Origin of the sequence: Sphingobium sp. (assembly GCF_049304695.1) — a bacterium.
Lineage (GTDB): Bacteria > Pseudomonadota > Alphaproteobacteria > Sphingomonadales > Sphingomonadaceae > Sphingobium.
In genome coordinates, this window is record NZ_JBAQOK010000098.1 from 1 (window position 1) to 7922 (window position 7922).

The window sequence follows — 7922 nt, forward strand, 5'->3', positions numbered from 1 at the left end:
GGTCGCTTCGGCAATCAGGGTAGCAAGAAAGGCCCGCTCGTCCGTAGGCGGCAGCCCGCTCGAGACATGCCCGAAGTGCCGGGTGAAGCCGGTCCAGCGTTCGACCTGCGAAAGTACGTCGGTGATATTCGAGGCGGGCCTGCCAGTTGCTACAGTTGTGGTCGCATGTTCGGGATTGCCTATGAGGACGCACCAGGGCCGGATGGGCTTGCGGCGACCGCCGACCATATTTGGCCCCGCGCGCTCGGGGGTGACACGGTCCTGGAGAACCTTCTCCCGGCCTGTCCGCGGTGCAACAACGCCAAAAGCCATATAGCTTCATGGCAGATGGCCTGGGTCCAACCCATAGCCTTCTCTGATATCGACGAAGAGAGCGGATTGAGGAGCCTACCTCGCGAAGTCAGGGTAGCCCTCCACATCCGAGCCGCGATGTCTTATGCACAAGTCAATGGTAGCTCTCTCAAGGACGCCCTGCTCGCTATCGGTCCGCGCGAAGCGCCAGTGCGGATCGACGCCGATCAGGGCTACGACTTTTTCAATTTGCGGGTTCATGACGTGGACCGCACCAGCGTAAACTGGACGCCGAACTAATGCAGTATGAGTATGATGCCTTTGTGTTTCACCAACGAGCGGACGGTTTAGGCCCGTTGTTGGCGATGTTCCACGCTCCTGCAGGCCAAGTCTCGGAATGGGCCGATGTCGATCGGCTCGGGCCCGACAACCGTTTGGCGCCGCAGCGCGAGCCCAAGAAAAGTCGCATCGCGAGCATCCGACGCTTTTTCGTAAGCGCTGTTCTCAGCCCACGTAGATCCAGGGCATGAGTTCATGAACGCGATTGGCCGGGTAGCCGTTGGCGAGCGCGGTCAGCGTCTGGTTCAGCCAGTCATGCGGATTGATGCCGCCCAGCTTGCAGTTTTCGATGAGCGTGGCGATGACCGCCCAGTTATCGCCGCCCTCGTCGGAACCGGCGAAGAGGGCATTCTTTCGATTCAAAGCCAAGGGGCGGATTGATCGCTCGACGGTGTTGGTGTCGAGTTCGATCCGACCATCGTCGATGAAGCGAACGAGTCCGTCCCAGCGCGTTGTCGCATAGCGGATGGCTTCGGCCAGCTTGCTCTTGGCGCTGATCTGACGGAGCCGGGCGTCCAGATAGAGCCTGAGATCCGCGACGATGATGCGGCTGCATTCGACGCGCTGGATGCGGCGCTGTTCAGCAGAGTAGCCGCGCACCTCATCCTCGATGGCATAGAGCATGGCGATCCGACGCAGGATCTCGGTCGCGACCGGGGAACTGGCGGCAAGATCATAGAATTTGCGCCGGACATGTGACCAACAGAAGGCAAGGCTGAGTTGCTGTCCGCGGCGTTTGGCAAGCGCTGTGTATCCGCCATAGCCGTCGACTTGCAGGATGCCTGCAAAATCTCCGAGATGGGTGTCGGGCCGTTCGGCTTTCCGGTCTGCCGCATAGACATAGGCGACCATCGGCGGACCTACGCCACCCCATGGCCGATCATCGCGGGCATAGGCCCATAGCTGGCCAGTCTTCGTCCTTCCGCGCCCCGGGTCAAGCACCGGCGCAGTGGTCTCGTCGGCGAACAGCCGCTCTGATCGGCGCAACTCCTCAAGGGTCCGGTCCCGCAATGGCCGCAAATACCATGCTGCCCGACCGACCCAGTCCGCCAGGGTGGAGCGATCGAGCTTGATATCCTGCCGGGCGTAGATCTGAGCCTGTCGGTATAAAGGAACATGATCGGCATACTTCGATACCAGCACCTGGGCGATCAGCGCTTCGGTCGGGATCCCGCCTTCGACTATCCGCGCCGCAGCAGGAGCCTGGACGATCGCGCCCTCACAGGAGCGACAGCCATAACGCGGGCGTCGTGTCACCAGCACGCGGAAGGTCGTGGGAACGACGTCTAGCCGCTCGGCAACATCTTCGCCGATCTGATGAAGCGCCCCGCTGCAGCAAGGGCAGACCTTCTCCTCAATATCGACAATCTGTTCGATCCGCTCGAGATGCGCGGGCAAGGAGCCGCGGTTGGTTTTACGGGGCTGATCGCTGCGGGAACGCGGTGCAACAGCATCTCTTGCAGCACGGGCATGTCCAAGGGCGATCTCGACATCCTCCAGTCCCAGCTGGAGCTGATCAGCATCGAGTTGCTCAGACCGGCGACCGAAACGATGCCGCATGAAGGCATCGATAATCGACTGAAGGCGCTCGATCTCGGCGTCCGCCTCGCCCTTGGCAACGACCAGTTCTGTCAGCCTGACCTCAGATGCGGCCCGCTCCTCCGCCAGCATCCGGGACTGCTCCAGGACGAGCGCGCGAAGCGCGTCGATGTCTTCTGGCAGGTCCGCTTGCATGAGCATGGTAACAATGAATCAGTGAGGCAAAGCCCCGTCAACCGGCAATTTGCGGGGCCTGCGGTCGACGGCCGCCATGAACCCGGCGCCAGTCCAATCCCTCCAGAAGCGCGCCTAGCTGGGCGGCGGAAAGACGCATCACGCCGTCCTGGATGCCAGGCCACTTGAAGCTGCCTTGCTCCAGACGCTTCGCCATCAGGCACAGCCCGGTCCCGTCCCACCAGATCAGCTTGATCCGATCGGCACGCTTGGCCCGAAAGACATAGATCACGCCGGAAAAGGCATCGCCGCCATAATCTGCGCTCACCAGCGCCGCCAGGGCATCAGGCCCTTTGCGGAAATCCACCGGGCGCGTCGCCACCATGACCCGCGTGCCCGGACCGATCCCGATCACCGCTGTACCTGCAACGCCTGGATCACTGCTGCCACCAGATCGGCCTTAGCCGTACCTCCAATCCGAACGACGGCGCCTCCCACCTCAACCTCTATTGCGACATCGCTCGACAATGGCTTGGGACTGTCGGCCATGACAGGCACGAACATCGGCTCCGCATGGCTGGTGGCCCGACCTGCTTCCAACACATAGCGCAGCTCCCGGCGCCAAGTGTAGAGCAACGACGTGCGAATATCGTGCTGGCGGGAGAACTCGGCGATGTTGCCGCAACGCGCCATCTCCCCGACTATCGCCAGCTTCTGCTCCAGCGTCCAGATCCGTCGCCGACCTGCCATGCTGCGGAGCACCTCAGGGCGGCGAACAGGCTCCAGACCAACTCCATTGTGGGTGTCCAGTGCGCTCGTAAGGCTGTGGGCTTCCATACCGACCAACGTCTGCCCTAATCACCACATTGCACAAGGTGGGTGGGAAACAGCGCTTACGCTTTTTCGCCGACAATCCTTCTAATACGATCCCAACTGCCATCGTGATTGGTCTTCGCGGCGTCATTGTTGAAGGCGAAGGGGTAGTCCGAAAGCTGCGGTTCGAAACACAAGAGGGCCGATCTCATCCAGGCCTCATAATCGATGGTCAGCACCGCATGCGCGGGTTGGAGGCCGTTGACCCAAACACCATTATACCAGTGGTCGGCCTCATCGAAGCCTCAGATCTTGAGATGGCCTTCCAATTCCTCGTGATCAATAACAAATCCGCGAAGGTTCCGCCGGACCATCTCCGCGCGCTTGCGCTCAACTACGCCGATGATCAACTCGAGACGAGGCTCAAGAGCGCGCGCTTAGCTTTGAACGCCAACCTAGGGTCGGTGGGCGTTCTGGACGAAGATCCAGATAGCCCGTTTCGGGGAATGGTCGCGTGGCCGAACAATCCCCCAGAGCAGCGCATCGTCGTGCCGGCAGCGATCGAGGCGATGGCGTCTGAAGCAAAGTCGCTCGGTTTTGGCGAACTCGAAGATCTCGACAGCCTCAATGCGTTTCTGATCGCCATGTGGACGGTCATCAAGGAAGAATGGGCTGACCTTTTTGTCGCCAACAGCAAGCTGCTCTCCAAAGTCGGCATGACTTGCATGACGCAGTTCGTTTGCTCCACCATCAAGACCTGGGCGCGAAACCCTCGCCTGCGGGATCAGGTTGATCCCGGCGATCCGGATAAAGTCCGCGACGTTACGAAGGACGTCCTCGCGACGCTGGACCCGCAATTCTTTGAGGCGGAGTGGGCTAGTACGAGCTACGATACCAGGGCTGGTCGTGATCTCATCATGGCTGACCTTGAAGCCTTGTCGTTCAACATATCTAGTAACGAGCCTTGGCACGAAGGTCTGAAGGTCATTAGCCGCACGTGGCTTCAGCAGCGCTTATCTGAAAGCGGGGGTGCACCTGCACCGGAATAACAAGGCGGATATTTGGTCTAGTCTACGCCGCAGTGCAATACTCGTCGATGGAGGTGATCGCCCTCACCTCCTCGTAAAGCTTAGCGGTGCCCGGGAGTAGAGTTCCTACGCTGGCTCAGCGAACCTTTTTGTTGCATGTTTCGCAGTAAACCTCTGCAGTATCGGGGTAGGCGGCTCGGCGCACACTGAACCCCAATGTAACATCGCTAACGTAAGTGGCTGTTGGGTTGTAAGGGTGGTCCGTCTCTGAAATCTCTGCAGAGCCATTAGTTTTGCATTTCTTGCATCGGAAGGTGATCGTGTTTCGCAGGGTAGCCATGGCCCCATTTCGCATAAGAAGCGACATGAGTGCACCCCAATTCCGACCGACCCACCACTACCCGATGGTTTCATGCGAATGTGGCTTTACCCAATGAGCGGCTAAAAGTCGGCGCTCGCCAGCCGTTCTGAAGAATGTCGGCGCAATAGCACTGATAGAGCCCGGCATCAGGTCCCCAACCGCCGGGCTCACAACCCTTGGTTGTCAGCAGCCTCTATATGGAACGCCAATGCGACGGGGCGCGGATGCGCGACGAGCCAAAGTACGTGCTCCAACCGGCGGGCGGCGCTGTCGCTCTCAAATGTAAGCTTCAGCCCCGTTCCTAAAGTACCGATCCTCCCCCACCTCAGATCCACGATCCATTGGCCAAACAGATCTTGGGTCACGCTGACACTGTAGGCGCGGGCGATGTTCCAACCGTCGTCGACTGCTTCGAGGTCACAGCGCCATTCGACCAATTGAGTGGGCAGCGTCATCATGGCGCCATTAAACCAGCGTCGCTCGGCGCCGGTCCAACTGATCTTTTGAATCACTACCGCTCCAGTGATTCTCGCAGTCAATCTGAGCGTGGCCTGCAAACATCATGGCCTCGCTGCGTTATGGGATCGAGAGGAACATTAAATGATCAACGCATTCTCCAGGCTCGGGGTTGTCTTCGCCATAGCCTCCGCGCTCGGCCTTGGCGCGTGCGACGGGCCAAATGAGACCGCGGGCCAGGCTCAAGACCGCGCGTCCGCTCTTGCCAACAACAGCACACAGGTGGGCGAAGGGATGAATGAGGTTCGCGGTCGGGCATTGGATCGATCCCTGCAGGCGGCTCAGGAGGTGCAGGAAGCCAAGGCCGATGCGCTGGAAAAGCAAGGCGACCAGATGCGAGTGAACGCGGACATCGCGGCCGATCGCCTCGACGCGCAGGCGAAGAAGGTGCGGAATGGGGAAGGGAAGTAAGGAACGCATGCTAGGGGACGGCATGACCATTCCCTTTGACCTCGACCGCTTTATTGAAGCCCAAACTGCCGCTTTTGAAACGGCAATCGCCGAAATTCGGCGTGGCCGTAAACGCTCCCACTGGATGTGGTACATCTTCCCGCAACTGGCCGGCCTGGGCCGGAGTGACATAGCGGAGCGCTATGCCATCAGGTCGATTGCCGAAGCTCAAGCCTATCTCGCGCATCCGCTTTTGGGACGACGGCTTGAGGAGTGCGTCGCGGCAGTTCAGGATTTGACCGCGGCGAACCCCGAAGCCGTATTTGGCGAGATCGACGCTATGAAATTGCGCTCAAGTCTCACCTTGTTCATCAATGCCGGCGGCGGCCCGCTGTTCGAAGCGGCGCTTGCTCGCTGGTTTAGCGGTGAGCAAGATGGTGCCACCTTACACCTGCTCAAGTCTGCACCTAGCGGACCAGCATAACTTTCAAACCCTTCACCTTGACCTTTGACCATTCCTTGTCGGCGGTCAGGGCCGGCAGCTTCTCCGATATCGCAAGGGCCATGCAGCTGCGATCACCCAGGCCACTGCCGTACTTTTCAGTCGAAAGATAAAGCTCCCCCGCAGCAAAGGCATCCTCAATCTTGTGGGGCCGAACATCGAGATGGAGTGCGTCGATCATCTCGCGGACCACTTCGATCCCGATACCGCGACGCAGCAGAGCTTTGATGACCTCCTGCAAATTGACTGCGGAAATCAGACCGTCACCCATGTGCGAGGCCACGACGTCAGCGCCCGGCTCATCACGCAGCAACGCCAGGAGCGCTGACGCGTCGAACACGACACTCGCCATTCCTTACTGCTCCGCCGCAGCTTCAACGCGACGCTCGGCCAGAAAGTCGGCGACTGTGCCATCGTCTTTGACATGCTGGCGGTAGAGTTCCTGCGCCCGCACAATGCTCCTTCGGATCGATGTCAGCTTTACCTCGTCGCCTTCAATTGAAAGAACGACAGTTCCGCCGTCCACCATGCCCAGCGCTTCCCGCACCGCCCGTGGCAGAACCATGCGTCCATTCTGTGCAACACGAATATCGACCGCTTTTCCCATAGTTGTACCGCACCTATTATGCCACGTTCGAAATTATGGCATTTCTATGCGACCGCCGCCACTAACAATTTGGTCTCCCACTCAAAAGGCCTAAAAATACCCGCAGTTCGAGACTGTCATTCTAGGGTGTACCCTATCCTTACGTAACGGCTCTTGTCGGAAAGATGTCACTTTAGCACCAATTTCGCAATTGTTTGACATATGACTGACCACATCTTAGACTCTAACGTGACATATTTGGAGTTTTTGTGTGAAGGGGCAGAGGGTCGGCTACATCCGGGTCAGTTCGGTCGACCAGAACGTTGACCGACAGCTCGAGGGCGTGGACGTAGATCGGACGTTTATAGATCGGGCATCCGGTCGGGACGCTAGCCGCCCCCAGTTGGAAGCTCTGCTCTCATTCATCCGCGAGGGTGACACGCTGGTCGTTCACAGTATGGATCGCCTTGCGCGCAACCTCGATGACCTACGCCGACTGGTTCAGTCGATGACTGCACGCGGCATCAAGATTGAGTTTGTGAAAGAGCATCTTGCTTTCACAGGCGAGGATTCTCCGATGGCCAACCTCATGCTCTCGGTCATGGGCGCATTTGCGGAGTTCGAGCGCGCCCTCATCAACGAGCGTCAGCGTGAGGGGATCGCCCTGGCCAAAAAACGCGGCGCCTATAGAGGACGGAAAAGGTCTCTCTCCAACGATACGGTTGCCGAGCTGCTGCTGCGGCTTGCGTCCGGAGAAGGCAAAGCGGCCCTCGCCCGCCATTACAATGTCTCCCGGCAAACGCTCTATAGGTATATCGGTGAACTACACGACCGTACCGAGGAAGCCCCGGAGGAGTAACCCAATCCGCCCTCCCCTTTCCCCAATATCAGCCACGCCACCATCGAGACCGAGCAGGCATGACGAAACCGAAAATCGCTAAAAATTGGTGAAGCAGACATTCACGCTCGATAGGGGCATAGTCGCGTTCGGCCCTGAGCGGACAGTCAACCTAGATGCAGCTGCCGCTGGCCTAATCGCTCGTAGCTGGCAATACTCCGGACCAAATGGGTAGGCGAAGGGGCATAGAAAAGATGCAGAGTTACGAAACGCTTATCACGCGGCTTGACCGCGCCGTGTTCGAAGAAGCGCTTAATATGCAGTCGGGCTACGTTTTGGATTTTTCAGATCGCACTTTTGGGGATTTCTTCTGCACAGAAGTTGGTGTCGATCCTGATGCCCCGCCCGGATCTTCGTTGTTTTCAGCCTATGGCACTTCGAAAGCCAAGCGCCTGCGGTCATTTATAGCACGAGCGCAACCTCACCTTGTCGCTCGTGCGCTACGTGCGCTCTGGGAGTACCGGGAGAACAACATCCTAGGCAGC

Annotated in this window: 11 protein-coding genes and 3 pseudogenes; 7 read left to right on the forward strand and 7 right to left on the reverse strand. The window is 58.9% G+C overall.

What is annotated here, in order from left to right; genetic code table 11:
• A pseudogene (locus WA070_RS20530) lies at positions 1 to 138 on the reverse strand (Tn3 family transposase); the annotation flags it as partial.
• Positions 139 to 165: 27 nt separating this feature from the next.
• Here WA070_RS20530 and WA070_RS20535 point away from each other — a divergent pair.
• Positions 166 to 267: pseudogene (locus WA070_RS20535) on the forward strand (hypothetical protein); the annotation flags it as partial.
• 162 nt (positions 268 to 429) lie between these two features.
• Positions 430 to 591, forward strand: a complete 162-nt coding sequence (locus tag WA070_RS20540; RefSeq protein WP_281822847.1) for a hypothetical protein — start codon at positions 430 to 432, stop codon at positions 589 to 591.
• 204 nt (positions 592 to 795) lie between these two features.
• Here the strand turns inward: WA070_RS20540 and tnpC are convergent, their stop codons facing one another.
• The 3 genes from tnpC to WA070_RS20555 are packed head-to-tail and all read right to left on the reverse strand — an operon-like array spanning position 796 to position 3093.
• A complete protein-coding gene (gene tnpC / locus WA070_RS20545; RefSeq protein WP_217674458.1) occupies positions 796 to 2370 on the reverse strand; it encodes an IS66 family transposase in 1575 nt (524 codons plus the stop codon).
• 31 nt (positions 2371 to 2401) lie between these two features.
• On the reverse strand, positions 2402 to 2758 hold the full coding sequence (tnpB, locus tag WA070_RS20550) for an IS66 family insertion sequence element accessory protein TnpB (RefSeq protein WP_009823144.1): 357 nt from the start codon (positions 2756 to 2758) through the stop codon (positions 2402 to 2404).
• Positions 2755 to 3093 (reverse strand): transposase, encoded by a 339-nt coding sequence (locus WA070_RS20555; RefSeq protein WP_037543664.1) that lies wholly within the window; start codon positions 3091 to 3093, stop codon positions 2755 to 2757. Before WA070_RS20555 ends, tnpB begins: the two co-directional genes overlap by 4 nt.
• 116 nt (positions 3094 to 3209) lie before the next feature.
• Here WA070_RS20555 and WA070_RS20560 point away from each other — a divergent pair, with 116 nt between their 5' ends.
• Positions 3210 to 4205, forward strand: a complete 996-nt coding sequence (locus WA070_RS20560) for a DGQHR domain-containing protein (RefSeq protein ID WP_422635775.1) — start codon at positions 3210 to 3212, stop codon at positions 4203 to 4205.
• 507 nt (positions 4206 to 4712) lie between these two features.
• Here WA070_RS20560 and WA070_RS20565 read toward each other — a convergent pair.
• The gene (locus tag WA070_RS20565) at positions 4713 to 5057 is read right to left on the reverse strand and encodes a WGR domain-containing protein (RefSeq protein ID WP_281822845.1); all 345 of its coding nucleotides are present in this window, start codon (positions 5055 to 5057) and stop codon (positions 4713 to 4715) included.
• 88 nt (positions 5058 to 5145) lie between these two features.
• On the opposite strand from WA070_RS20565, the gene WA070_RS20570 reads away from it, so the two are divergent.
• Positions 5146 to 5472, forward strand: coding sequence for a hypothetical protein (locus WA070_RS20570; protein ID WP_281822844.1), 327 nt, complete (start codon positions 5146 to 5148; stop codon positions 5470 to 5472).
• Positions 5473 to 5494: 22 nt separating this feature from the next.
• The gene (locus WA070_RS20575; protein WP_281822843.1) at positions 5495 to 5935 is read left to right on the forward strand and encodes a DUF1810 domain-containing protein; all 441 of its coding nucleotides are present in this window, start codon (positions 5495 to 5497) and stop codon (positions 5933 to 5935) included.
• Here the strand turns inward: WA070_RS20575 and WA070_RS20580 are convergent.
• On the reverse strand, positions 5919 to 6305 hold the full coding sequence (locus WA070_RS20580; RefSeq protein WP_281822842.1) for a type II toxin-antitoxin system VapC family toxin: 387 nt from the start codon (positions 6303 to 6305) through the stop codon (positions 5919 to 5921). The two genes, WA070_RS20575 and WA070_RS20580, sit on opposite strands and share 17 nt — an antisense overlap.
• Before the next feature lie 3 nt (positions 6306 to 6308).
• Entirely contained in the window at positions 6309 to 6560 is a 252-nt protein-coding gene (locus WA070_RS20585; RefSeq protein WP_375713694.1) for an AbrB/MazE/SpoVT family DNA-binding domain-containing protein, read from the reverse strand.
• Positions 6561 to 6810: 250 nt separating this feature from the next.
• Here WA070_RS20585 and WA070_RS20590 point away from each other — a divergent pair, with 250 nt between their 5' ends.
• Together WA070_RS20590 and WA070_RS20595 are read left to right on the forward strand one after the other, a co-directional pair.
• The gene (locus WA070_RS20590) at positions 6811 to 7398 is read left to right on the forward strand and encodes a recombinase family protein (protein WP_281822840.1); all 588 of its coding nucleotides are present in this window, start codon (positions 6811 to 6813) and stop codon (positions 7396 to 7398) included.
• Between the two features lie 233 nt (positions 7399 to 7631).
• Positions 7632 to 7922, forward strand: a pseudogene (locus WA070_RS20595) (hypothetical protein); the annotation flags it as partial.

Excerpts from the sequence above, each read along its gene's own strand:
- WA070_RS20540 (WP_281822847.1), top strand. The coding sequence starts at position 430 with ATGTCTTATGCACAAGTCAATGGTAGCTCTCTCAAGGACGCCCTGCTC.
- tnpC (WP_217674458.1), bottom strand. The coding sequence starts at position 2,370 with ATGCTCATGCAAGCGGACCTGCCAGAAGACATCGACGCGCTTCGCGCG.
- WA070_RS20555 (WP_037543664.1), bottom strand. The coding sequence starts at position 3,093 with ATGGCAGGTCGGCGACGGATCTGGACGCTGGAGCAGAAGCTGGCGATA.
- WA070_RS20570 (WP_281822844.1), top strand. The coding sequence starts at position 5,146 with ATGATCAACGCATTCTCCAGGCTCGGGGTTGTCTTCGCCATAGCCTCC.
- WA070_RS20575 (WP_281822843.1), top strand. The coding sequence starts at position 5,495 with ATGACCATTCCCTTTGACCTCGACCGCTTTATTGAAGCCCAAACTGCC.
- WA070_RS20580 (WP_281822842.1), bottom strand. The coding sequence starts at position 6,305 with ATGGCGAGTGTCGTGTTCGACGCGTCAGCGCTCCTGGCGTTGCTGCGT.
- WA070_RS20585 (WP_375713694.1), bottom strand. The coding sequence starts at position 6,560 with ATGGGAAAAGCGGTCGATATTCGTGTTGCACAGAATGGACGCATGGTT.